We start from the raw sequence: 25,580 nt of genomic DNA, 5'->3' as shown, positions 1-25,580 counted from the left end.
TTCTGCCTTCAGCGATTGCCTTTTTAACGAACTGCCGGTAACGTCTACGAGCGCCTGCACGCTCGCTGCCATAAAGCCTTAAAACGTAATCTACATCCTGCCAGCTGTTTTTCCTTTTGTCCATCAAAACGCTGTGGCCGCAATACGGGTACTTATCCAATTGTTTTAGATCTGTGACAAGCCCATCCCCTATTACCTACACGTCATGCTTCATCCACTCCGTGTTTGGCACATTCATGGGGATCAACAGGCAAGGGGAGGCCCGTGTCGGCAGGGGAAAACCACGCATTGAACTTGTTGACCATGTGGGCCGGGTGATAGCTCTTTTTGGCCTGCCGAAGCCCCGGAATGCCCAGGTCTTGTTCCCGGTTCTCAAACTGGAAGCCCTGCAACGCATTTTTGGCAAACCACTGATTCACGAGCTGACCGAGCCCTTGAAATCCCGGCATGCCCTTCTCAAAATGGCAGACGGCGGTCTCGGGCCGCAATGCCTCTCCAACGGCATAGGCTTGAACGGCGCCGTCAATGCGAATGACCCCTCCCAGGAGCTGAAGCTTTTCATAATGGTCAAACATCTCCCGGATGGCTATATACTCCTTGCACAGTCCCGGATGGTGTCCGCACTGGCGCGCCTCGCACCACCGGTCCTGCATGTCCAGACACTCGGAGACCAGTGAGGAGGAAAGGGGTTCATATTGACAAGCGTAGTCGGAAAGACATTGTTTGATGTGGTTGCGTTTCTTGGAATAGTGACGTCCCTCCAGCTCGGCCAGGTCCGTCACCCGATAAACGTAGTCCGAATTGTCCCTGTCCGGGGCAACCACCAGGTCCGCCGCCTCCAAAGTTCTTGCAGTTGCCTCGGGAATGCGGATAAAACCCGCCACGTCCTCCCTCAGGCCTTCTGCAAAGCCTGGCAATGAAGCCTCTCCAAGGGGGTGACCCAAAATGAATGCCTTTCCGCTGCCGTCCCCTCCTTTGGTGAAAAAAACCATGGAATCTTCCACCTCGGCAACAAAGATCGGCCTGGAATGCCGCCATACGAAAAGGTTGGTAAACGTCAGCTCGGAAACTTCCGGGGGATAACGCCGAAGGTACTCCCCTACTTTGGGACGGTCGCTTAATTTGAGAGGCCGGATATCAGTCATGGTTTCCTCGTATGCGTTTTTTTTCAGAGACTTGTAAACCTATCATCCGATGGACGTCCACTATCCCAGACAACTCTTGTTTATTTTTAATATCAGGCAAGTGATAAGGCGCCCCTTTGCATTCAAAACGAAGGTCTTCAATCTTTCCGATAAATCTCAAACGCCTTGTTCGGCATTTTCAGGATGCCACTTCATGTGTAGTTTTCGGTGATGAACCGCGCAGTCACGAAGATAAAGATTGATCAAGTTCTGATAAGGAATACCTGTTTCCTGCGCCATGGACTTGAAATAGGAAACGGTGTCACGGTCCAGCCGCATAGTTACCGGTTGTTTTAGATACTTGATGTAAGGGTTTTTACGCCCTTTCATTTTGGAGAAATCGTAATGGTCTCTCATCGTCTATGCCTCCAATACTCATTTTCTTCATCTCTATCCGCCTTCCTGGCCGATATAATTCTAACAACCGTCTCACTTTCTCGGAAACAGTGGCAGACGACGAGAATCCGAAGTTTAAGACTCATCCCAAGTAGGATAAAACGGTCTTCATCTTCTGAATGGTCGGGGTCGAAAAATTGTATGGCATTCTCATCGTAAAAGACCGTGCGCGCTTCATCGAAAGAAATGCCATGTTTTTTGATATTAGCCCTTTTCTTCCGATCATCCCATTCAAACCGTAACTCATTCATATGTACATTGTACTTATAATAATGCGTAAGTCAAGATGATATTTTAAGCCCAACCAATAATTGACGGACAAAAAAGACCCTATAGCCAAACGACAAACGCACCAGTTTTGCCTTTGGCAACATACTGATTCAATTGAGTGCCGGATTTATCGTATGGTGCATAAAACGCTTTCAGCCGTCCGCCTGCGGGCCGTAGCCTTCGGGCTCTCCGCCATAGGCTTCGGCCCGCAGGCGGACGGAGAGCTCGTAGCCAAAGGCTACTTCCCGGCCTTCGTAGCCGTTGCCACTTCGGCGGAGTAGGCTGGCGAAGTCGGCAAAATGCTGCGTGGATCACACCAAAATAATGAATTCTTTGTCCAGAATCAATGTTGGTGCATAAATAGATGAAAGCTTTCATGAAATGCACCGATTTTGGTGTATAAAACCCATTTTGCCTTTGTGCCAATCAAACCGCTTTCAAAGATCTTCAGAGGCACTGAATTGCAAACCTATAATCCGATGGACCCTAACACGCTATTACCTCTCCTTAATCCGTTATTGAGATGGATCAACAAAGCATCTGAGCCGTTAGAATGCCATGTCTTTCAGTGCCTTCTTAACATCATCTGACAGATTCAGCGTTTTTTGGTCAAGTCTTGAAACCCCAGCGGTATTTCTCCAATGCTTCACAGAACCATTCTAAAAGTGAAGAACACTGTTACCCCTTGGCCTCAAAAAGCCACTTAAGCCACCTTGGTCGATCTTTTGCAAGCTTGAGGAGGGACTCCGTCTTGTGACAACGATCGGTGATGTGCCAAACTTGTCCTGGAAGGTAGTGTCTTTGTGCTCCGGCCATGTCTACTAGCCCTATATCCTCCTTTTTGCCCCTAAAAACATCCTTATAGCACCCCAAATTGGTCCTGTGCCACTGATTACGGCTTTCGGTTGTCACTTATAACTTAATAACTTGGCCCGCTCGGCCGATATGATTTAATGCGAGTCCAAAATAGGTGCCAAGGAGTGGGTCATGCAAAACTATGAAGTCGTCTACGATGGTCAAATTGCCCCCAATCATGCCCTGGATCAGGTAAGAGTCAACCTCGCCTCCTGCTTTAAGAAAAGCAAGGATGACATTGCCAATCTTTTCCAGGGCAGGCCCGTTGTTGTCAAGAAAGACATCGATTATCAAACGGCCCAAAAATATGCTGCGGTGATGCTGCGGGCAGGCGCCGTGTGCAAGGTTAAAAAGACCGTGTCCAAGACTCGTCAGCTGCAGAAAATCGGGGGGCGAATGGTGGTGGGTGTGGAGCCCGACCGGGAATCATTGTCCTTTTTCCCGCTTGAATGCCCTCGGGTCACGGCTGCGCCAACGGGTATTGACGTCCATCGCATGGATTTGAGCGAAATTGCAGTGCACGATATCCGACTTCTGTCCGTCTTCAGCGAAGACGAAGAAGAGAACCTTCGTGTCCTGGTCTTTACCAGGAATCTCAAGCGCCCGATTTTGATCGATGCCGCCAAAGTCCAATATGCTGAATTCCCGGACGTGGCCGATGAGAACCTCCGATCCTCCATCAGGAACTTTGTCAATCTTTTGCTGCGCACTGGTGGTCAAATCATCGTCGACAGCCACACCCAAGAATTCTTAGAGGGTGCAAATCCATACCTGCCGGGAAAAAGTCTGCTTTCCACGGCCACGGCCCTGGGCGCGACGCTGGCAAAGATACCCGATAGCCAAACGGAAACACCCAGTGACAGTTCTTCTTGGCCTTTGGCCGAAGAGCGGCTTAGAGTCAAGACTCGCTCGGAAGCAGACATCCGGAGGGAGCCCAAAGTCGAGGCCGTGCCGTTTACCTGGAAGGAACTCCTGCTAAACAACGTGCGCTCCTTCGGTTATCTTGTCACCTTGGTCGGCTTCAGACGGGGGCTGCGATTGCTCTTCGGGTTTTTAGCCGAACATGTGAGAATCGACGGCAAGCCGCTCGAACTCCGACCTGCCGACGCATTTCCATGGCCGCTGTTTTACGGCCCGGCGGCATGTTGTGTGTGGTTTCTTATTCAGTTCACCCTTGTCAGTGCCACCAAAATCTCCCCCTTGTTTGTCATTCCAGCCCTGGTCTCGACGTTTTCGTTGCCCGTGGCTTTGGGTATCGGTTTTTATGGATTGATACAATGGCTCACCGAACACACCTTCCATGAGGGGAAAGCAACCTGCCGGCACCTTCCTGGCAAAGATGAATCAACCCCAAGATTCTTTGTTTCCCACATGGGCCGTTTGTACGGATGGGGGGTTGCCGTGTTCGCCTTTCTTCTCGGCATCGGCATACCGATATTCTGGACCGTGCTGCTTCGCGAATGGTTTGCCCGGATTGAAATCGGCAAGTATCGCTACCATCTCAGCTTGCAATGGGACTATGCTATGACGGCCTGCTTCTGGACGCCCTTTACCCTAGGACTGGCCTTTTTAAAGTATATGGAAAATCTTTATGTATACAAAATCGCCAATGGACGTTGGGTGCCCATCGACGCCGACATGGAGTAAACATCTACGCCCAGAGCTTGGCTTTGAAGAAGACACCCCACGGGGGTGCGTGAAGTATCTCTTGAGGAAACAGTCAAGATCGAAAACCAAAGATCCGAAATCCTCGTCAATATCAAATAACCTACGTCCGAATTAACAAAACCCGGCCTGCACCACCGTTTTTGCCATGCGAATCGGTTGCGGCCCTTTTCTACCCCCGACCACACCGACCCCGCAATGAATCATGGCGCCGTGCATACCTATCAGAAGTACAGTCCCGCCAGTTCAGCCAACATGATAGAGCAAATGCCAAGAGACCCAGAATAAGGACTGCCGCGTCCACAACCAAAGGGTCCCATGTAAATCCTGTTAGTTTATCTGCATAGTACTTGACGTATGAATTCGGCAAGTTAGTCTCTCCGAGTTCACGCTTGACCTCCCAATGCCAGTCCGTAGAAGGGCAGTAACCCCAACCATAAAATATTCCTAAACCGAACCAAGAAAAGATAGTTAGGCCGATAGCTATCAAATGTATGCGTCGTGTCCTTCTCCACGCCCAACCGGTTAGATTAAGTACAACCAAGCTGCCATGAAATACGCTGAAGAAAAGATCAAGGAACGTGTACATCAAATCTTTTTTGTATACCTTGTTGTTGATGCTTAAGGAACTTTCATCCCTTGGTGAGCCAAAGCCATAACCATTGATGATGAATACCAGGTTTTCATATCTTTTCAGAAACATTCATCTTTATTGGGAACGCGCTGCTGGGGACAGTTGGGGGACCATCAGGTAGATAAGCACACCGTCCGGTTTGGTCCTGAAGAAGGAAACGACGGTACCTATCTGGGGATCTCTAGGCCGTGATCTTTGCAGTACCCAAAGAATTTTTCCTTATACCATTTAACACCTTTGTAATACTGGTACCAGTGAGAGTTCTCAAAGTCTTCCGCCAAGTTAACGCCCGTCACTTTCCTCCGGTGGAATTTCTTTCTTTCGAAGTTTTTAAAGGCCGCTTTCAGCCAGCGGTCTTCATGGTATTTATATTCCGTATCGCTCGGCAGGAAAAGTCCGTGATCGACCATGACCTTTTTCCAGTTTTCTATCCGTTGATTGTCGTTCTTCTTAGCCAAGAGGGCATCAAAAAGGGCTGAAAATGCGTCGAACCGCAATTGGTCATCGACGTGTTTCGGATGGTTTTTGAGGTATTCCTGGAGGTGTCCTTTGATACGCTCAAAGGCCTTCTTGAACCTTAGCCTATTATCGATTTCCCCAGTGGGTGTGTACTGCGTCGAAAACTCGTCCGTAAAGTCATATTCGTAGGACCACCGCAGATAGGGCAGGTCAGGATAGACCATGGCTTGACCATGGCCGTATCCGGGAATAATGGTGTCGGTTAACCTGTCAATAAAGTCGTGATCCCTGCCCTCGCGGAGCCACGTGACAAGCCTCGGCAGCTTGTCTGCCCAGATCCAGGGTGTGGAGCCTATGATTTTGCATTTTTTAATGTCGTTCACCTTGCTGATAAGGCCGGAAAATCCTTGATGGGAAAAGGTGTCGGCATAGGCATGAAGCACGATCCCCAATTTTACAAGATTGTCTTCTTTCTTGGCGTCTTTCAAAATATCCAAAATAACAGGAGACTCTTCTTTGCACTTCAGTTTTCTGGGGAAGTTTGGGCCATCGCAGCGGGGGACAAAGTGGAAGGCACACGTGTTATGCGTCATGGCACTATAGTTGAAAGTCTTTACGCGGGTGTAGCTATGGCATGTTGCCATGTTTAAAAAAGAAAATTGCCCTTGAATTTTCTCAACCTTGATACCTTCATTTTTAGGGTCTTCTTTAAGCACTATGTGGTTGATCTTTGCATCATCGACAAACTGAGAAGCATACGCGACCACGCCGGCACTTTCTTTTTTGAATCCACAGGCCCGGCAAAAAGACAATACGGCATAATAATGGGCATCAATTTTCATGGCGACTCCCCTCCGCTAAGGTTTGATCAGTTCGTTTCCGCTTTAGACTGGAAGACAAGTGTGTCAGACCGAGACACCGTGCTTTTCCCATCTACTAAATTGTAAACCTATAATCCAATGGACCCTAGTACCCTGATTTTTTTCTGGGGCCGGCAAGGCCATGGGCTGTTCAGACAATTTGTCAAAGAACAATGCCTTGATCCCGATGGGTGACTGGAGCGGATCAATTACCGCATCCTACAAAGCCGAAGTATCGGGCCGAGTCCGACGTGGAAAGCCAGACCGTTTCGTCAATGAAAAACAGAGGGCATTTTTGCCCCAGGGGGGTGTTTTTTCTCTTGACGACTCCTTTAATGGGTGACCCCATAGCTTATTGAGTTGGCCCGGTCTTCATCACCATGAACTCGGCCATAGTCCGGTAGAACGGATCAATGCAGGCCGAAGTTAGCTACGGGCAATACAGGTTTTTGTTCAGACGGCTTCTCAAAATTCAACAATCAGAGTCTGTCTGACGGAAATCCGGGCAAAATCAGGGGACACCATATGTAATTCGTCAAAATGGGTATAGCGTCCCCGGATTTGACTATAGACATAACTAGTCCTCCGGGGCTATTGAGGCGTCTGATTCAAAATAGCCAACAATGTCTACGAAAACTGTCAGTAATATTACGACAGTTTGTCCAACAACTTTACGACAATTCCTGCGAAGCTCTCTATGTTCTCCACAATTTTGGTCACCTTCACATTCTGGCCTTCCGCGGACTTGACTATTCTCATTAGGTCTTTCAATTGCTCAAGATCAGCTGGTTCCGGAAAAAGCTCCACAACTTCCTCATCTGTCAGTCTTGTCAGTGACGATATTCTTGACGCAAGCCTCTCGTCCGTCCTGCTACCGGCTGCTTTGATTTCATCATCTAGCCCTTTTTCGAAGTTATCCCAATTGATTGCCATCTCACTTGCCCTCCTTACTTTTGATTGATTCAAGTGCATTATTCAGTTTGGCAAGGTACTCTTCTGCAACATTTGCCCCCTTGGAAACGCTCCCAGCCTTTCCTAGAAGCATGTTAACGGCAGAGTCCACTTCATCCAGCACTCCTGCGATATCCTTATTAGTCACACCGATGGTCTCAAGGTACCGCCTTCGGTTCTCATCAACCTTCGATGCAGAAACCAGAAAACTCGTGATGCTATTATTAATTGCTTTTGCCAGCTGGTACTCATCTCTGAGCTTCCTTTCAATAGACCTTTCAAGGTCATCCAGAGGCTTAACCAATTCCAATCTTTTGGAGTTGATCTTTGCCTGAAGTCTAGGCCCCAGCCTTACCAAAAATTCAAGGCGATCAACTTTATCTCCAGATTTGACGACTTCGTCCCATCTTTTTGCTATCTTCTCTGTTTTGAAGATTTCCTCCGCAAACGTCGGAACCCATTCGTTAAGAACGAACACGTCAACCTGGCTTCTTTTCTCATCAAAAAAACTGTGAAGTAGGCCTATATGAGCTTTTTCGATTGAGCTGATCCTGTTACCCAGCTCTGTCGATAGCTCAGGTGCTTCGCTGGGTATTGTGACGCAGCCGGAAAGTGTCAAAATAACCAATAAAATCAGCACGGTCGATTTTCTTTGAATTTGTTTAAGCGTAATCATTGTTACCCCCACATTTGCTTTCAGATTAACGAAAAGGGGCTCAGTTATGTCGCCCCCACAAATGTTACCGCTCTTTGCGAACCCCTTTAAAAGGCTTTTCATCGCTCTTTTGGTCCATGAATCGTCCTGTGTTCGCATCCCTCTTAACCCAACGGTCGTTTTTCGGGTTATAAGTCTGGGACCTTTCACGCACCGTCCCAACTCGTCGACCGTCGCCTATTGGTGGATTCTTTGCCATGAGCTTTCACCTCCCTTCTCGATATTCTCGTTCAGTGAACATAATGAACGAAACCATAAAAAAAATCATTTAATGGAAAAATAAACAAACTCTTTACCCCCGCTTTCGGCGATATCGTCTGCCCTCAGCAGAAAACCCTTAACTTCCAACTGTTTCAATTTGTTACTCGCATTTGTAATCTTGATTCCCAACTCCTTGACAGCCGCCGATGCAGTAAGCTTTCCACGATTAACAGCAAGTTCAAAAATCTCCCTGTTTCCTGCGCTGGGGCGCGGTCCGATCACCTGGTATTGATCTTCGCTCCAAACCATCAACGGTTGTTCTTTTTTGAGAGCAGCCGCATCCCAGTTGTCGAGAAGGTCCTTGTTCGAAATTTTCGTTAGACAAAAACCCTTGATCCCACGATATCGCCTGGCTAGTTCAACAACACTCTCTCTGGGAAATGAAGCATCAGTCCTCTTCACTCCATCAAGAGATATTCTAAAAATACGGATGGCTGGCGTTTTCTCCACGGCGGCTAAAAGCGCGTTGAAAACCTTGCGTCCTTCCTCGTGACCCCACCCATCGGCTCTTTCCATATAATCACGAAGGATGATTACCCTATTGTTCTCATTCATCGTGTTCAGTGAAACAGAACTTCTTTCATCTGTCAAGGAAAAAATCGAAACAAATATGAGTGCCCCAGATGAGAGGGATTGCATCGTAACAATATGCCATAGCTGGCACATACCCGTTCGGGGAAGGCAAAAGGTGGACCCTGGAGTTTGGAAGCCGAACATCCAGCTCGGCCTTGAACTTCATCGCCTGAGTTGCGCACATTTTAAGGCCACATCCATTTCCTTTTCCAAACCTTGACAGACCGTTGCTGAACGCCTCAACAATGAGGTCAGTGTCGGAACGTCTTTTAAACCTTGAATTATTCTGGTTCAAAACTGGCTTCAAGGTTTCAAGAATCCCCATCCCACTATCAGAAACAACGACTTTGGCTCTCCCCCCGTTTTTGTACACCTGTAAAGCAGCAAAACCGTCGAGTTCAGTGGAACTATGTCTAAATATATTATCTATCAATTCAGCAAAAACCGTGTATGTTGCAGTTTCAAGCATATCGGAATCTTCTATGTGACTTATGTTTTTGACAAGCACATCGGACAGTCTACCAGGCACCTCAGGGTCTTGATGCCCTGGATTGATGCCAGCGATCTCAACCAACCCCTCGTTAAATCCTCGAAAAACCTTCGCCCCAGAAAAGTACGGCCTATCTGGCAAAACCATTATTTCCTCGTTTAGATGTTCAAAAAAGCCAATCCTGTCCAGATAACCCATCGTTCCATCTTCGCCTTCCTCGAAGATTAAGGTGACTTCTTTTCCAACATGGTTCAGTTGCTTAGCCAGACTTAAAAGGCGAATCCCTGAATCTATCATTATCTTACAATTCTTGGGCACATGGAAGGAGACCTTGGAAATATCTTCCTGATGGGGTTCTGGGACAGCCTTACTTAAAGACTCCTCAAATCCGCGCTCATCAACCCAATTTTCTTTAAAATAGATCGTAACGTCAGAAATCATTTTACCGCCCTATTTAGTTTTTGGGACGACACCAGAAGGCCTCCTGCTATTTCAGAGAAATTCGGATCAATACACTTTTTTTGCTAGCGATTGATTTTCGGTCGATAGATGGAGACCATGAAATTCCCTTTTCCAGGCAACCCACCATCCAGACTATACCTCGAGTCAAGAAGCAAAACAAGATGGTGGCTGAGTTGGCGCAGGCACAGAGATCATAAAGGCCGCACTTTGGTCTTCCTGTGTGTATTTAGAGACGTAAGTAAATAGGCAACGGACCCACCCAACCACTGTACTTATTTACGAACGTCCCTATTATCTCCTTAAAAAATCGGCGCTCATAATGACACGGAGAGGGGACCTTGTGAAGATTGAGTTGGTTTGACGGTTACATTGAGACGCCGGCATTAGGGGGTGGTGGCTTGAGCTAAAAGAATGGCGTTAAATGCTTTCTCGGACTCTGCGGCGGGATTCTGGGAAAAGCAAATTGATCGTCCAATGATCTCGAAATCGGCTCCATGTTTCACTGCATGGCCATAAGGTGTTCCTTGATGTCCAACTCCACAACTGATGATCTTGAGTTCTTCCCCAATTATGTCTCGGAGTTCCTCTACACGCCTTGGACGTGTTGCCGGTGCCTGAATACCATATGCTCCAAGCTCGGCAGCCATGTGTGCCATTTGGTCGCCGACCTTTCGACTGATAGCTTCGGGGCTGTGAGTATATTCTGTTAGCACAAAAATCATGATCTCAGGAAATGAAGCAATACACCTAGAAATCGTCTCCTCTCCAGCCAGCCCCCAAATCATAGCGCCGTCCATTCCGTTTTCGGCTCCTAATCCCAAGACTCTTTCGGCGATGTCGGGTATGTCCATGAGCTTGAAATCGCATATTATTGGTATATCAAACTGCTCTTTCAGTTCCCTCACAGCCTTGATCCCATGTTGGTACAGCGTTAGATTTCCCAACTTAACAGCGCTGAAGTATTCCCTGCATTTACCAATTATTTCGAAGCACTTATCCAGTTCAACGAAGTCGGGAGCGAATATTATACCCCTGTCGTACAACCTCTGGAAGGCTCTCATAGCGCTACCAGGGAAGGAGCCCTTTGACCATCAAAGACTTATTAATATCATTGTTCATGTTATCGACGGCTGTCCTGACGAAATTTTTGAAAGAATCTTTTGATATATTTAGATCATTACCGTGAACATAGTTGATCGATCTTGAGGCACTTATTAGCCCCCCATATCCATCCTTGTTGAAACAGTTGACTACGTCTTTTCCAGAGGCTCCTTGCGCCCCGTATCCAGGCACCAAGAAGAGAGCCTGGGGCATCATCTTCCTAAGATTCGTAGCGTGTTGCGGAAACGTCGCTCCGACGACAGCTCCGACCGAAGAATAACCTCTTGATCCGATTGAACCTTTTCCCCATTCATGGACAAGTGTAGCAACATGCTCAAATAGTCGAATGTTGCCTTCCCGTAAAACCAAGTCTTGAATGTCGACTGAGGAAGGATTAGAAGTTTTTACAAGCACAAAGATTCCCTTCCCATACTTTTCTATAGACTTAAGGAATGGACTAATGCTGTCCGATCCCAAATAAGGATTGACAGTAATCGAATCTACATCGAAAATAGGTTGTTCGGGTGCGGATCCAAGATCTACCATACCTAGGTGACCGTTCGAATATGCACGAGCAGTATGACCTATATCATTCCGTTTTGCATCCTCAATGACAATTAATCCTCTTTTCTTCGCGTAAGCGACGGTATCGACAAAAGCTTTTAGACCCTCAAGTCCGTACATTTCGTAGAAAGCAATCTGGGGTTTAACGCAAGGCACAAGAGGAGCCACAATATCTATGATGCACTTGTTGAACGCAACAATGGATTTTCCTACAGCTGTCAAAGTGTTTCCAAACTTTCGAGCATGTTTTTTGCGAAACACAATTGGAATTTTCAGGTACTCAGGATCGAGCCCGGCAACAACAAAGCTCTTCTTCGAATCAATCTGCGCAAGAAGTCGGTCGCTGAATGCTTCGATTACTTTTTCCATGACAAACCTTCCTTAATTTCTAATCTTGATCAGCCCGGGTTCCTCATGCAAGTTCATCACATGTTGCAGCGTATCTTCAAGTTCTTTCGGGATTTCCACAATTTTTGGATCAGTAATATTTTCTGTAATCATATGGCCTGCAGCACTTAATAGAAGAGCCATAATAAACTGAATCTGTTTGTCTGGTATACTCTCAGATTTTTCAAAAAAGTTTACAGGAAATCCGTCTGCCAAAAGACGAATGTCGATGCCTTGTCGGCCTTTTAGCCTATACTCAGTTCCTATTCCTCTCACTAATTTATTCTTGGTTGCAACATCGAGGAATTCTTGGTATTTTAGCTCGCGTAATTTTGAGCTTGCATTGACGAAAAACACACTTCGGTCCAATTGCCTGAGCTCATTTAAACCAACGACCTCTTTCCCTGTGCAACCAATAATAAGCGTCTTGCGCGGAAACAACTCTCCCGCTGTGTCGACAACAGCAAAGCCTTCTCTCCTTGCCTCCTCGCGCCGGTTTTCATCAAGATCATAAATTGTCAGGTCGACGCCATCTTGTTGAATTTGCCTTGCCAGAGGCTGTCCAACGGAACCAAATCCTAACTGACCAACTTTCATTGAGGTCAACCCCTCGCCATAACCGGCAAGAAGTGCATTGATGTTTTGAATAATCGCCTGACCGACTAATGGAGATTCCTGTTCTTTTTTAATATTGGACTCAGCAACGTTCATAATGGGAAATGCCAACTTACCAGCCTTTTCCAGCTCTTGATCTGCCCAAATTCCGTTCGCAGTTTGTTCGACTGCCCCAGCACACAAATCCAGGTCGCCTGAAAAGGCAGCATCTGTATGAAAAAGGGGAGCGGCGTATCCGCCGTCTTCGATGATCAACAATTCCCTCTCGGTGGTTTTGCATTGGTGGAGAGCTTTTTGTAGTATCTCCCGAACAAAATTCCCAAATTCACTAAAATAATGAACCCTCGGAGCTACTGTAACCTGGTAACCGTCGTGTAATAAATGGTCGATCACTTCGCTTTTTGAAGAATATGGAATTCCCAACACAAAAATATTTTCTTTTTGAGCCCCCATAGTCAGAAGCCTTTCGAAAAAGGCCAAAGAATCCCTTAGCAAGTGGAGGATTGCCAGCACAACATATTGTCCATTGAAAGAACCTTCATAACGCCGAGCGATGTCATCAACTACAGGGAGTTCAATTCGCGGTATTCTTGCGCTAATACGAATGTCCATGTTCGAATTTGGGCCAAGATGTTGTCTGGTAACAATAAGATGACCTTCTTCCGTGACGTTGTAATCCCGGAGACGGGTAAGAATATCGTCCCCATCCTTTACATATATCAAGTGGCCAGAGAAGGAATTGTCATTGGGAACAACAGTGAGGTTATAGGTAGTCAAGGACTCAAACCTTCCAGATATTCTCTTGAACCCAGCGTCATTGCGAAAAGAGCTCCACCTGTATTCGAGAGCAAAACTTACCGAAGCTCCAGAGTCTAGCGAACCAGACAGCGAACACTGAACCCTTTTTTGAAAAGGTTCTTCTGACACCGTTACTATCTGTGGCGAGATTGGGCAAGGACCGGGGGGGATTAAAAATTCGTGACAGTCTTTGTGGAAAAAAATCTGGAAAATTCCAGAGAAATCGAAAGGATTGTCACCGGTGTTGTGATAAGTTATTTCCTGCCTGCACTGGGCATCTCCGGACTCAAGAAGGGTAATAGTTTCTGAAACAATTTTGGTGTGCACAGCAGTTCATACATCCAGCCCTTAACGAAAACGTTGGAGGGCTTCTAGGCAGTTCCTTTTCTCATAGGCAGAAAACATCACATAACGCCACCAAACTCGCGGAGGACTACTGCCTCTCCTTCAGGAAAAGTAATATTGCGATTGGGAGCCTTCTGAGCTTCGTTTCTTGTAATCAGACTATAGAGCGGAATATCTTTGACACGCAAGTTTTCTGTAGCTCCTAGATCCTGATCAAAAACGACAAGAGCCCCAGTTACTACCGCACCAGCCTCCCAAAGCTTAGAAGCCGCTTTTAATATCGTCTGACCAGTCGTCGCTACGTCGCTAACGATCAAAATCTTCTCACCAACATTAGGACGCTTTCCTCTTGTCATCGACCGCAACGTCCTGCGGTAAGGCCGCACGTACATCCCATCCTTTTTTGACTTCATAATAAGGAAGCTCGAAAGGGCAATCATTCCAACAGGCCCATGTCCAGCTTTGTCAATAAAAGCAAGCCGATCAAACGGTTCTTGTCGCTCAATCTCGTGGATCCGGATAATAGACTGTTCGACCAATGCCTTGATCACCTCGTGCTGAGGAGGCCGTTTGGTTTCAAAGTCATCTCCGAGGATAGCAGTGTCCAGGCTATAGTAAGCCTTACCAAGTTGCCCACTCTGGTAATAGTACCAGCTATTTCTCAGACCCCATTCTAGGATATCCAGACAAACCGACTTGTCCACATTGCTCATCTTCCCCCCCCTAGTTGAATGTCTTTATAGTTCAGTTCACCAACGGAATCCGTATAAGACGCGACAAACCTTTCAAGTACGTCCAGCACGTTGTCACCATTTTTCAGGCATTCCAAGAGATAATCGAGGTTTTCGACGATATTCATGAACAATTTTTCCCTTACGGCTTGAAGTACTCCGTCGGTATCGTCGGGTGTATCACCAAGCAAATCCATAAAAACGGAGTCCACATAGGCGTTCAAGAAGAAAGCAACAAGTCGAGTTCGTGAATCTGAATTCTCGAGCATTAAAGGGTTGAAACAGACTTGTAGCTCACGAAGAGCTGTCATGACGCTATCGCTCATAAGCGGTCCGGCAGAAGCATTATCCCCCTGCATTTTGACCAGCGCCCGTTCAAGCCAATCAACAAGTACTTGCCTGCTTGTTTCCACGGATTAATCCAAAAAAACTTATTTTATATCATAAAGGCTATCTGGAGACAATCCCTATTGCCCGGCCGCCACATACTTTTTGTGTGCTTTCGATAGGGCTGGATCAAGGATCATCTTGGCAATTTCGCTTTCCGACCTTTTGAAATAAGGATTTGTTTCAGGGCCTGACGTCTGCAAATCTTTGATCAATTTTTTTAGCTTTGCTTCGCTTTCGTTAAGGTGGATGGTGATTTTGGCCATAAGAGTCAAGACCTCGCGTGGACTGCGCCGTGCCGTTACGGCGTGAATTGTGGTAGCCTGTTTTTATGCGTTCCGTTATGTTACAAGGTGGCGTACCATGGAGCGAGGTGGTGTGTCAAGGAAAATTTTCTCAGCCATGGGGAAAACGCCGAATCCTGCCGGGAAATGGTTGCTTTTGTGGAACGGTATATTTTGGTAGCTCATTCCTCATAGACATCGTTTTCATCAAAAACAGGGGCATCAGCACACACGAAAACAAGGTCATTGCCTCCCGTATTGGCGATTTCATGGAACACACCTATTGGCAAAAGCATGGCATGACCTGGACCTACGTCAAATTCCGCATCGTCTATGATGACTTTCCCTGATCCTGATAGGATATAGTATATCTCCTCTGTCTCCTTGTGGTAATGGCGACGAGACCTTTTTCCGGGTTCTATTATCAGTTTCGCAAAACTGACTTTTTGGGAACCAGATGTCCTCGCATTGATCAATTCCACCGCCGTTCCGCAAATATCAGGAACTACTTTTCCTTGGCTTTCGTGTACGACCAATTTACTTTCTGACATAGTACCTCCTCCTGTGAGGGGTGGTATTTGGGGGACATCCATTGGATTATAGCTTTATTTTCTCCAATAGACTTAAGCCTTCCTCTGCGACTATTTTTTGACCTCGTATAGCCGATTCGCTCGCCGTGGGCTGGGATAACTTGAGTTTTGATGAAATTTGCGATCCAAGATCGTCGAACTGAGCCGCGTTGGGGTAAACTTATCAAATATTTATGGGGATTGTAAAGGGTGGGTTTGAGGATACCGTGGCAAGCAAACAGCCCTGACTTTTTGAGAAGCCACCATTTTTTCAGTCGCACAAAAAAGGTCTTACCTTAACCTCGGTTCCGTCTGTGGTAATCGTGATTGCACCTTCGAGATCAGTGCGAAACACCTTACAACCCCTGGCTTCATAGCGTTTGAGAACACCCCGGTGGGGAAATCCGAACCTGTTTTTCCAGCCTGCTGATATGACGGCCATGGCGGGATCGACTGATTCCAGAAAGCCTGATGAACTAGAGGTCTTGCTTCCGTGGTGAGGAACCAACAACACGGTGCTCTTAAGCGCGTTTCCTCGAAGGCCTGTAATCTCCTTTTCCGCCTCGGTTTCAATGTCTCCGGTGAGAAGAAAAGAGACCCCGTCAAACGAGACCTTTAAGACAAGAGAGTTGTTGTTTAAAGTCCGCCAGGGGTCCTTGGTTTTCCGTTGAAGAAAGTCCGTAGGAGGATAAAGGACCTGGAATCTAATCCCGTTGATTGACTTGGTTGCCGACAATTCCTCTAGCCCCATAATGCGGATATCTTCTTCCGAGATAATCTCCAGAAACTCTCGGTACTGCTCGACAGGCACAAACTCTTGGTTCATCCAGACTTCCCGCACATTGAAGTGTCTGGCGATAAACAGGAGCCCGTTTAAGTGGTCCGAGTTTGGATGTGAAAGCACAACGGTCTCCACGGTGGCAATCTTCTTTCGCCACAAGAAGGGCGCCACGATCCTCGCCCCTACGTCAAAACGATTGTCATAAAATCCTCCGCCGTCTACGAGCATGCACGGCCCGCCGGGCAGTTCCAAAAGGGCCGCGCTCCCCTGGCCGACATCTATAAACGTAATCCTTAATTGCTCGTTGCCGGATCGCTGCCAGGCCCAGTAAGCCGTATCCGCCAAAGCGATTAGCGCAACGGCGATGAGGGCGCCCCTTGCCAGGCGTGTCTTCCTGAAGTTAAAAAGTATCCATGCCAGGACGTAGTAGAGCCCGATCTCGATCAAGGTGGGGGTTACGGTCTTAACGGAAGCAAAAGGGATTCTTGAAAAAAGAACGGCCAAGCCCATTCCGCCGTCCATGATGACGATTGCAGCCTTCATGATCCAGAGGGCGCCCATGGAAGTAAAGGGCAGGGACAAAACCGAAAGCAGACCGAGCGGCACAACCAGAAAGCCGATCAAGGGGACCATGAGGCAATTCGAAAAAAGTCCGATGAGAGATATCTGATTGAAATAATAAAGTGTTATGGGAAGGGTTCCCAGGATGGCCGCTGCGGAAACCAGCAAAAAGAGGGCCAGCCTTTTTAGTGCGCTAAGCGGGCCGCTCCTTAGCCGTAAGACAAAGGGAAGATTTCTCAGCGTATAGAGGATGGAAAAAACGGCGACAAAAGAGAGCTGAAAGGAGATATCAAAAAGCGCCGTCGGGCTTGCGATCAGGATCACAAGGGCTGCCACGGCCAGGGTATTTATGGGATCATGTTCCCGTTCCAAAAGCATGGCGATGAGAAAGACCATCACCATAATCACAGCGCGCTGGGTGGCAGGCGACATGCCGGCCAGCAAACCGTAAAAGAGCACCGGAAGAGCGCTCATCAAGGCGGCGCCCCGGGTTGCCCAGGCGGCCAAAAGAACTCTTTGAGATCGTGCCAGCAGATACCGGAAAACGAAAAAGGCGAGCGTGGCCACCATGCCGATGTGAAGCCCTGAGATGGCCAGAACGTGTGCTATGCCGATCCGATTGAATACCTCTCGGCTCTTGACGGATATCTCACTTCGATCCCCCAGGATGAGGGCTTTCAGCACGGCCCTGGCCTCCTGCGGAGGCGCCCTTTGAAGCAGGCCGTATACGGCCTGCCTTGAGCGGGCGACGGCCTGACTAAACCGGTTGGTCTCCGGGCCATGCAATCTGATCAACAAGTCTTCTTTGGAGACAAAAGCTGAGGCCCAGACACCCCGGAAGGTCATATACCGCCGGTAATCAAAACCGCCCGGGTTATTGAAATTCCGGATCTCTTTGAGTTTCGCCAGACAGCCGACCGTGTCTCCTGAGCCAAGGTCTCCCACATCTCCACGCACTGTGACACGTATGGACCCGGTGACGGGATAAGAGACCTGTTTCCTTGTCAGCGATTTCACTTTGAGAGTAAAACGCGTTCGATCGGGAAAAAGCTCAGGACGGCCATCCAGCGAACCGATGATGTGCCAGGCATCGCCATCAATAAAACGGGAAACGTGGTTGGCCGGAAGCTCCGGGGCTATCCAGCCCTGAAGCAGCCAATAACCAAGAAGAAAAAAAAGGGCGAGGGGAAGGAGGCGAACCTTGCGCCCTTTTCCGGCGAAAAAAATGGAGACAAGAAATAGAACACAAATAGCCAAGAAAGTGCAGGGGAGGCCAGGCAAATAGAGACCCGTTGAGATTCCGCCCATAAGGGCCGGCAAGACCGGGATCAGAGGCCTGGCATACAGCCTTTTTCCTCCACTATCCTCAGGTCCGCCGGATCCGGGCGCCCAGTTGAGCCAATTTCTTTTCAATGGCTTCATAGCCCCGGTCTATATGATATACCCGGGAGATTTCCGTAGTCCCTTCTGCTGCCAGACCCGCAAGGATCAGACATGCGCTCGCCCTCAGGTCCGTTGCCATAACCGGCGCGCCGGTCAAGGGTTTTCCGCCCTGAATGACTGCAGTGCTGCCCGACACCTTGATGTCTGCGCCCATCCGCTGGAGTTCACTCACGTGAATGAAACGGTTTTCAAAGATAGTCTCGGAGATTACGCTCAGGCCCGAGGCCAAACACATGAGCACCATAAACTGGGCCTGCATGTCGGTCGGAAACCCGGGATAAGGGATCGTCTTTACGTCAACGCTGGAGATGGTCGCCTCGCAGACGACGCGAAGACCGTCAGGCTCCTCCTCAACCGTGATGCCGGCCTGTCGCACTTTATGGATAACGGCTGCAAGGTGCGCCGGTTCGCACCCTACGATCTTGATATCTCCTCTGGTCACACCGGCGGCAATCATGAAAGTGCCGGTTTCGATACGGTCCGGTATTATCGTTATGGAGGCCGGTTTAAGCCCGTCAACACCCGTAATGGTCACAACGGGCGTGCCCGCCCCTGTTATATGAGCGCCCATCTGATTCAAGGCATAGGCCAGGGCCACCACCTCCGGTTCACGGGCCGCATTCCTCAGGATGGTTACACCATCGGCCAAGGCAGCCGCCATCATCAGGTTCTCAGTGCCCGTTACGGTAACAATGTCAAAATATATGTCAGCCCCCTTAAGTGATCTGGCCCGGGCATCGATATAGCCGTGCTCAAGGGAGATATGAGCTCCCATTTGCTCCAGGCCCTTGATATGCAAAACCCACGGGGTCAAACCTACACATTTTACAAACCCTGATATTTTGTCAAATGTGTAGGTCTGACCCCAATTCTCTTCGGGCTGCTGGTTAAGCTTTGCCCGATAAAGACTTCCTGTCCATTAACCAGGACAGGTCACTCTATAAGAAGCGCCAGGCTGCGCCTGGCGCACTAACGATCAAACTGAGACGCAAATGCCAGGCGAGTCAATCATCATTGCATCTCCAGATTCACCCACATGTCGATCTGATACCTGAATTTCTCCGTCCAAAGTTGATCGACGATCCCATTGATGTACTTCGTGGAATCCAATGCCTCAATAAACGCGTATGCTTTATTCTCCAACGCGTTCAGGAAGTGCACACGTATCATGACCTTGAGCGTCGCATCTTCGAGGGGACGGAAGTTCGCAACAAGGTGCAGCACCTTGCAAGGGAACCTGATGATGAGAAACTGACCGTATCCCTCGTAGTCCCTCACCTCGGACACCCACCTCCCCGTCGACGCTGCGGCATCGACGGGTGGAAGGTTTGTCAGGTCGAGCGTAAGAGACTCAACGCCATCCCTGAGCTTCGGTAATCCTGATCTCATTATAGAATCACCTCCTTTTAGCTAATCTCCTATCCTTTCCTTAGACCCCAACGGCCCCATATCACACGCAAGTGAAGGATGCGTCCGTGCATCCTTCACTTGCGTGTGCAAGTTTTTGTTGGCTGATACGTGAGTCAGACACTCACTTAAAGGGCATTGACAAGCTGCTCAACCCAATAGTTACTGACACAAGAAAGCAGATGCCTGGCGTTCGGGTTATGTTCCTGTTCTGCCCAATATATCAACCTGATCCGATTGAAGTCGCGTCTAGAGAGGGCCGCGCGTAAATCGTCTCTTCTTCTTTCATGCCATGAGACCCAATTGAAGTTCTGACTCAGTTGGTGTTCCGCCTCAACGTTACGCTCCGTTCTAATCAGGCAATACTTGATAGCGTTGTTGCTCGCCCTCCGAATCATCTCCGCCGCGTGATCATTGTGCGTCTGTTCCCGAAGGCATTCATTACGGATGACGTGTATATCGCCCATGTTGCCAGGATAGGAGTCATCGAATATGCGAACTCCTTCATGCCACACGCACCACGACACGTTGATGTAGAGTTCATCGACGGCACGCAGAATGGCGTCGAAGGACTCAGACTCGATGAACGACACAGCCTCTTCTGATAGGGGTGTTATAGGCCTTTTCTCGCTCATGATCGTCTCTCCTCCTTGTTTAGGTGTTGCGTTTCTACTACTGCCAGCCAACGATCCGCTTCAACCGCGCGGCCCCTTGCGTCGGTTGCAAGCGTCTGTTGGGCGGTTCTTCTCGTCACATTTCAGCATCTCAAGAGCGTCCCCCCGTCCTTCCTAATACCGGGTCAAAGCCGCCTCAAGCAATGCGAACTCGACGGGCTTACACGCATTCGCAAGCACGTCAAACGCGAGCTGACAAATGACGCGACTGTTTTCCCGTGCACCGCCCAACTGATCCGAAATCCAAGTATGGAACGCCGGATCGTTGCGCATCGATGGCGCGAGCAGCTTAGCTAGCGCAATTCGGGTATTGAGCTCGGTAGCGTTTTGAAGATTAGCAAACACCAGATTCCGACACTCCTGATCCGTTTGAAGTCGATTGCGCACCGCTGCTATTCCATCCCGCGGCTCTCCGAAATGGCTGCGCATGAGCTTGTCTGGATAGCTCATGAGATACCTTGCCATAAGGGCGGCGTCCGCTTTAGACGCGAACAACCAAGCGGTGACTGGCTCGCGCCCTTCGATGAGCGTTGGCAACTTCTCCGCGGCCGCTACGATCGGCGGTGCATCTGGCCATCCTTGACAAAGTGCAATGAAAACAACGTCGCCAATCAATGACGACCTTGGTATTGAGAGCATCACTTGGCTGACAGCCTCATCTCCGTGGAAATGGTCGGCCAGGTAAGAAGCCATTGCAGCGTAAGCAGCTCTTTCCAATTCCATCATTGTTTTTTGCCTCGCCATGAACTGCAGGCGGCCCAAGAACAAGTCGCGCAAGAGAGCACTATGCCCGTGCAGTGCAATCAAAACCCGCACTTGCTCGACCTTCAGTTGTTTTCCCGTGCGGACCTCGTTTTCAAACACTTGAGTTTGGCTGAGCGCGTGAGCACTTTTGCCAGCCTTTGCGAGTTCGGTGGCGATTATCGGCGAATTATCGAATCGTTCCCATATGTCGGGCACAGCTTCGGCTAAAAATTCCCAATACTCCACCACGGTCGCTATGAACTCCCAATTATGTCTTGCGTCCGAGTATGTGCTAAATTTGAGCGGCCGGCCGGCCTCTTGCTGTTGAGCCAGAATGTCGACTCTGCCAAGCTCCAATAATGCAGCAGCTGCGGCTTGCTGTCGCTGACCTCCTATAGAGAACCCGGCGAGGTCCGCACTGAGGGCTTCGATCAGGTCCTGAACTTTACTGGCCTCCCGGATACGGGCTCGCGCGTATGCACGCGCCGCAACTGTGCGCGCTTCGCCGTTCGGTTCGTTTCTGTACTCCACAGCGATGGCAACAGCAGCTGGCACACCTCTCCTAACCAATGGCTCGATGGCGCGAGCGAATTCAACCCGAAGGTCCTTATGCAGCACATGCATGGTGCTATCGAGGAGTGGACGTATTTCAGGATCGCTTCCATAAACCTGGCATAGCGCAGAAATCGACATATCCTCGCCGTAGATGGTTGATTTCACCAGCTGGCGTATCAGCGGATGCTCTGGCCAGATTTTCAAAATAGTGTGGTGGCCCAGCCGCCAATAATGGCCGCCCTTGTCGTTGGCAAGCCTTGATTCAACCAGCGACCAAAGGTCTGGTGTGTCGCGCCCCTCCTTATCCACCAGAATCTCCAAAGCTGAACACGAATCGAAAACATGGGCGTCGCGCAAAATGTCTCGGAGCATGACGCCAAGTTTTTCCCTCTCAGGGACGATGTCCGGCAACCAGCGCACTGCCGACGAACGTCGCTGCTCGTCGCGTATGTAGTCGGCAAGAACCGCATGAACTTCAGGATCGTCCCCTCCAGACATCTCCAAAAGAGTAGAAATAATCCATGCGGGATGCCATTCACCTCGCCGTAGCCAGTCGAGTAAAGCCCGTCGGCACTTTGGCGTCCCTCCCAATTTTGCGATGACCGCAATATCCAGGGGCGAATGATGCGTCACTGCATTCTTGTCCAGCCATGCTTCGGCTGCGAGGACCAGTAGCGGATGTTTGGCGAATCCGGCAAGGAGAGGTTCTTGAACCTCGTGAATGTCTAACTCAGGATAGTGACGGTCCTCTTTCGCCAGTTGGTCGGCCAGCATTCGCGCCACTGCATCGTCTCCGGGGCATCCACGAAGCAGATACTCCATTGCGGGTTTGGAAGCCCAAGATTTGGGATATCCGATACCGCGGATGCGCTCTAGTGCTCCGCTCATGAGCTGAGGATCACGCGGCCAGCCGGTCACCAATGCCGTCACGATCTCTTTATCCCAAGGCCACGACCACTCACCCTCGCGGCAGAAATCCACGAGGGCATCGCGGACTTCAAGTGAGCTTTCACCGCGTTTATAGCGTGTCAGGATCGCCACATACCGAAGTGCCTTCGCCGGCGCAGAGCTGGCAGCTTCCAAAAGGGAAGGCAGGGCCGTGTGTGTCGGCCATCCTGTTGCAAGCGCGTGTAGCGCCGCTCCCATCAGTTCCGGCTCCGCTGGCCCCCTTAAAATTTGAAGAAACTCGTCGACCAATTCAGGGCACTTTTGCGCGAAGGACGCCAAAGCCTCGGCAATGCCTCGGTATTCATAGCTGCTATCGCAATTGTGCAGTGCGAGGCGTAGGTCAGAAACCGTCTCGGTCGTGGGCTGCTCTGCCGCAGCGGTGGGAATGTCATGCAGCCACTTTACCCGGCCAGGGAACCACCGAGCTGCCCGGGCTGATAGCGGGGCAGCCACTTGTTCGGACTCCAAACCTGCTGCCACTTCTTGCACCAACGCACGGCGTAGAGGCATCCATCGCCCGCACTCGATCCACGAAAAAACCTGCGATAGCAACTCGCAGGCCTTCCTGCGTGAGCAGTTGATCTCGGACACCGCGACGCGAGTGAGAAGGATTTGTTGTAAAGGTTCATCAAGGTAATCTGCCACGGGTTTGCGGAGTTCGTCGATCAATCCATCGACGTCGTCCCGCCGCTCGAGTAGTTGCATCAGAGTCAATGTTACTTCATGCCAAGGAGCCTTGCAGCCGGTGTTCGCGCAGTAACTCTTCACTTGGTCGAGTGAAAGCCGTGCGAGGTGCTTTGCCGCGAGATACTCTTGGAAGATCCGGTGCAACAGCCCGACGTGATGTTCCTGCGGAGCCACCAAAACCCCGAACTCGTGCTGGCCCAATTCAAGAACGCGAGTGGCCCAATCATCAGCCTCGCTTGCGGGTAGTTCAAAATTGGAGCGGAAGTAGTCGTTCAAGAGTTGTGCCGCACGCTCATTTGAAAGGACGATGGAGTTGGGTTCCTGGTGAATGCAATAAGCGAGATACTCAATTCCGTGCCGGATACGTCGCGAACGCGCCGCCGATTGATCGACGCGCTGCATTGCTGCTTGAGCGCGGCGGCGGGGTTGGTCTTCCAGCAATGCCTTTATAAGTTCCTCAAGCGCAGCAAGACGACTATGCGGAAGAACACGCCCAGTCAGTCGTAGATAGATCATGACTGAAAGCAGCAACGGAATGCCGCCCAATTCGGACAAGGTTGGGTCTTCAGAAAGCTCGTTGACGAATCCTGTTGCATCGCGCATGACCGCTTGCTCCAACGCGACCGCATCCGATACCGCCTCTGCTTTGTGAAAGTGCCTGAACCAGTAACTCGCGAACTCCCGCTGCTGATCGGAGGTAAGTGGAAGAAGATTTGCGCGCTTCCAATCGGGGCCAAAGTCGCTGATTCGCTCAAAACCCAGCGGGCGACCCGTCGCAACCAGAGGCAGCCGTCGCGTCTGGACGTAGGTGGTCAGAGCCGTTAGCGCTGTCACGGCTGCCTCGCGATTCTGCCACTCGTCAAGGCCGTCCACAAGCAAGAGCAGGCGTTCGTCCTCCAGCATTTCCTCTAGTAGGATCAACACGTCATTCTTGGCCCCGAGCACCATCAGCCACGCCTTGAGCGCACCCTCAACTGTGGGGGTCTTATTTTCAGCAAAATGGCTTGTCAGAAATCCGAACGGCAGAAGCAACGGCAGCCGCTGCCCCCACGACTTGGCGAGCGCTGGAAATCGGACACCATCGCTTAGAAGGGAGTTGATGACCACTCGCAGAGCCGAACTTTTCCCAAAGCCAGCGCCCCCGAGCAGGAGAAAGCGATCGCTGATCGCCAATCCTGCCGACAATGCAAGCTTCGTCCGAATTTCGCGCCTGCGAAATCCCGTAGCTGGCACCCCTTGGACAGCGTCCTGGGTATTGCTCTCTGGCTGAACGTTCGGAGCTTGTCCTTGTTCGATAATGGATTCGACAAGTTCGATGGCCGGTTCCACATAGCGGTCAAAGACTGGCACTGGTGGTATGGCGCCGCGGAATACCGGGGCTGCCGCCGGGATGCCGCCATCGACCGTTTGGAAGTGAGTCGCATATAGGGTCTGGATGAAACGACGAGCATTGAGCTTTTGTTCCCGACTGAGTTTGCGTCCAGACAGGCTCGCCGCTGCCTCAGGTCCGTTAAATGCCTCGACCCAAGAACGACCGAAGAAGTCGTCGACTAAATCGGGATGGTCTTTCAGCATTAGCGAGAGGTGATCTCGATCCAAAGGCTCAAAGGTGATGTTCACGGCATCGCATCGTATGCGTTGCCTTTCGATTTCCTCAGCCAACTGAGTTGCGTTCAAACTGGGCGCAACGGCCAGTCGAAATAACTTAGTTCGACCTGCCCAATCACCCTCTAAAAACTTTGAGGCGGCTTCCCTGATATCTGTAGTTGTTAACTCCTGATACCGTTTGCATTGCCACGTCGCGTAGTCCCCAGTTGCGCGTCGGACATACAAGTCAATCCCTTCCTGGGCTTGCCCGCGCTCGCCATAGATCCGAGCATCCTCTACGTCACCGCCACGATGCGCGAGTCGAAAGCAGAGCCGCTCGAAGTTTTCCCAAGAAAGGCTACCCAAAGGCAGCACTTGCTCGCGGGTTACCGTTGGCGGCTCAACAGCCGGTGCATCAACATCAAACCACAGAGAAGCTATTTCCATGTTTGCGTCCGAGTATTACTCAAAATTTCCCATACTTCCAATTAGGCCTCGCGAGGTGGTGGATAGTGTGCTGCACCCAGGCGAACTTGGCGTTGCCGACTGTCGGCATCAATCCCGCAGTATAGATTTGACTCTTAATCTCCCTTTTCATGTTTGGCCCAACGGTTAAGATTGTATGCTGAGTTGGATT

23 protein-coding genes are annotated in these 25,580 nt (G+C 49.8%); 1 reads left to right on the top strand and 22 read right to left on the bottom strand.

Features of this window, described 5'->3' with window-relative positions; genetic code table 11:
• Positions 1 to 203: 203 nt before the first annotated feature.
• From JW883_00445 to JW883_00435, 3 genes are all read right to left on the bottom strand, one after another.
• On the bottom strand, positions 204 to 1,145 hold the full coding sequence (locus JW883_00445; protein ID MBN1840739.1) for a DUF2156 domain-containing protein: 942 nt from the start codon (positions 1,143 to 1,145) through the stop codon (positions 204 to 206).
• Positions 1,146 to 1,301: 156 nt separating this feature from the next.
• Entirely contained in the window at positions 1,302 to 1,541 is a 240-nt protein-coding gene (locus JW883_00440; protein ID MBN1840738.1) for a BrnA antitoxin family protein, read from the bottom strand.
• Complete coding sequence (locus JW883_00435) at positions 1,538 to 1,831, bottom strand: BrnT family toxin (GenBank protein ID MBN1840737.1); 294 nt, start codon at positions 1,829 to 1,831, stop codon at positions 1,538 to 1,540. The genes JW883_00440 and JW883_00435 overlap by 4 nt, the downstream gene beginning before the upstream one ends.
• A 1,006-nt stretch (positions 1,832 to 2,837) precedes the next feature.
• On the opposite strand from JW883_00435, the gene JW883_00430 reads away from it, so the two are divergent.
• Positions 2,838 to 4,352, top strand: a complete 1,515-nt coding sequence (locus JW883_00430) for a hypothetical protein (protein ID MBN1840736.1) — start codon at positions 2,838 to 2,840, stop codon at positions 4,350 to 4,352.
• Positions 4,353 to 4,542: 190 nt separating this feature from the next.
• Here JW883_00430 and JW883_00425 read toward each other — a convergent pair whose 3' ends face one another.
• The 19 genes from JW883_00425 to JW883_00335 all read right to left on the bottom strand — a co-directional run bounded on the left by JW883_00425 (position 4,543) and on the right by JW883_00335 (position 25,390).
• Positions 4,543 to 4,959 (bottom strand): DUF2784 domain-containing protein, encoded by a 417-nt coding sequence (locus tag JW883_00425; protein ID MBN1840735.1) that lies wholly within the window; start codon positions 4,957 to 4,959, stop codon positions 4,543 to 4,545.
• A 212-nt stretch (positions 4,960 to 5,171) separates the two neighbouring features.
• On the bottom strand, positions 5,172 to 6,305 hold the full coding sequence (locus JW883_00420; GenBank protein ID MBN1840734.1) for a hypothetical protein: 1,134 nt from the start codon (positions 6,303 to 6,305) through the stop codon (positions 5,172 to 5,174).
• A 666-nt stretch (positions 6,306 to 6,971) separates the two neighbouring features.
• Positions 6,972 to 7,256: a hypothetical protein gene (locus JW883_00415; GenBank protein ID MBN1840733.1), complete on the bottom strand. Its 285-nt coding sequence runs from the start codon at positions 7,254 to 7,256 to the stop codon at positions 6,972 to 6,974.
• A 1-nt stretch (position 7,257) separates the two neighbouring features.
• Positions 7,258 to 7,950, bottom strand: a complete 693-nt coding sequence (locus JW883_00410) for a hypothetical protein (protein ID MBN1840732.1) — start codon at positions 7,948 to 7,950, stop codon at positions 7,258 to 7,260.
• Positions 7,951 to 8,014: 64 nt separating this feature from the next.
• A complete protein-coding gene (locus JW883_00405) occupies positions 8,015 to 8,188 on the bottom strand; it encodes a hypothetical protein (GenBank protein MBN1840731.1) in 174 nt (57 codons plus the stop codon).
• Between the two features lie 65 nt (positions 8,189 to 8,253).
• Positions 8,254 to 8,805 (bottom strand): DNA-binding protein, encoded by a 552-nt coding sequence (locus JW883_00400; GenBank protein ID MBN1840730.1) that lies wholly within the window; start codon positions 8,803 to 8,805, stop codon positions 8,254 to 8,256.
• A gap of 25 nt (positions 8,806 to 8,830) precedes the next feature.
• Complete coding sequence (locus JW883_00395; protein ID MBN1840729.1) at positions 8,831 to 9,754, bottom strand: sensor histidine kinase; 924 nt, start codon at positions 9,752 to 9,754, stop codon at positions 8,831 to 8,833.
• Between the two features lie 404 nt (positions 9,755 to 10,158).
• Positions 10,159 to 10,836 (bottom strand): orotidine-5'-phosphate decarboxylase, encoded by a 678-nt coding sequence (pyrF, locus tag JW883_00390; GenBank protein MBN1840728.1) that lies wholly within the window; start codon positions 10,834 to 10,836, stop codon positions 10,159 to 10,161.
• A gap of 4 nt (positions 10,837 to 10,840) precedes the next feature.
• Positions 10,841 to 11,809 carry an orotidine-5'-phosphate decarboxylase gene (gene pyrF / locus JW883_00385; protein MBN1840727.1) on the bottom strand — a complete coding sequence of 323 codons (969 nt, stop codon included), beginning with the start codon at positions 11,807 to 11,809 and terminating at the stop codon, positions 10,841 to 10,843.
• Positions 11,810 to 11,821: 12 nt separating this feature from the next.
• Positions 11,822 to 13,219 carry a hypothetical protein gene (locus JW883_00380; GenBank protein MBN1840726.1) on the bottom strand — a complete coding sequence of 466 codons (1,398 nt, stop codon included), beginning with the start codon at positions 13,217 to 13,219 and terminating at the stop codon, positions 11,822 to 11,824.
• A gap of 425 nt (positions 13,220 to 13,644) precedes the next feature.
• A complete protein-coding gene (locus tag JW883_00375; protein MBN1840725.1) occupies positions 13,645 to 14,298 on the bottom strand; it encodes a hypothetical protein in 654 nt (217 codons plus the stop codon).
• Positions 14,295 to 14,729, bottom strand: a complete 435-nt coding sequence (locus tag JW883_00370; protein MBN1840724.1) for a hypothetical protein — start codon at positions 14,727 to 14,729, stop codon at positions 14,295 to 14,297. Before JW883_00370 ends, JW883_00375 begins: the two co-directional genes overlap by 4 nt.
• A 54-nt stretch (positions 14,730 to 14,783) precedes the next feature.
• The gene (locus JW883_00365; protein MBN1840723.1) at positions 14,784 to 14,969 is read right to left on the bottom strand and encodes a hypothetical protein; all 186 of its coding nucleotides are present in this window, start codon (positions 14,967 to 14,969) and stop codon (positions 14,784 to 14,786) included.
• Between the two features lie 200 nt (positions 14,970 to 15,169).
• On the bottom strand, positions 15,170 to 15,538 hold the full coding sequence (locus JW883_00360) for a cupin domain-containing protein (protein ID MBN1840722.1): 369 nt from the start codon (positions 15,536 to 15,538) through the stop codon (positions 15,170 to 15,172).
• A gap of 289 nt (positions 15,539 to 15,827) precedes the next feature.
• Positions 15,828 to 18,311 (bottom strand): DNA internalization-related competence protein ComEC/Rec2, encoded by a 2,484-nt coding sequence (locus tag JW883_00355; GenBank protein ID MBN1840721.1) that lies wholly within the window; start codon positions 18,309 to 18,311, stop codon positions 15,828 to 15,830.
• The gene (locus JW883_00350; protein ID MBN1840720.1) at positions 18,265 to 19,116 is read right to left on the bottom strand and encodes a UDP-N-acetylglucosamine 1-carboxyvinyltransferase; all 852 of its coding nucleotides are present in this window, start codon (positions 19,114 to 19,116) and stop codon (positions 18,265 to 18,267) included. The genes JW883_00355 and JW883_00350 overlap by 47 nt, the downstream gene beginning before the upstream one ends.
• A gap of 236 nt (positions 19,117 to 19,352) precedes the next feature.
• Complete coding sequence (locus tag JW883_00345; protein ID MBN1840719.1) at positions 19,353 to 19,730, bottom strand: hypothetical protein; 378 nt, start codon at positions 19,728 to 19,730, stop codon at positions 19,353 to 19,355.
• Between the two features lie 146 nt (positions 19,731 to 19,876).
• Entirely contained in the window at positions 19,877 to 20,383 is a 507-nt protein-coding gene (locus JW883_00340) for a hypothetical protein (protein MBN1840718.1), read from the bottom strand.
• Positions 20,384 to 20,536: 153 nt separating this feature from the next.
• On the bottom strand, positions 20,537 to 25,390 hold the full coding sequence (locus JW883_00335; protein MBN1840717.1) for a hypothetical protein: 4,854 nt from the start codon (positions 25,388 to 25,390) through the stop codon (positions 20,537 to 20,539).
• Positions 25,391 to 25,580 lie beyond the last annotated feature (190 nt).

This window comes from Deltaproteobacteria bacterium, from assembly GCA_016930875.1.
Taxonomy (GTDB): domain Bacteria; phylum Desulfobacterota; class Desulfobacteria; order Desulfobacterales.
Note: the sequence above shows the minus strand (reverse complement) of the source record. Positions and strands in the feature narration are given on the sequence as shown.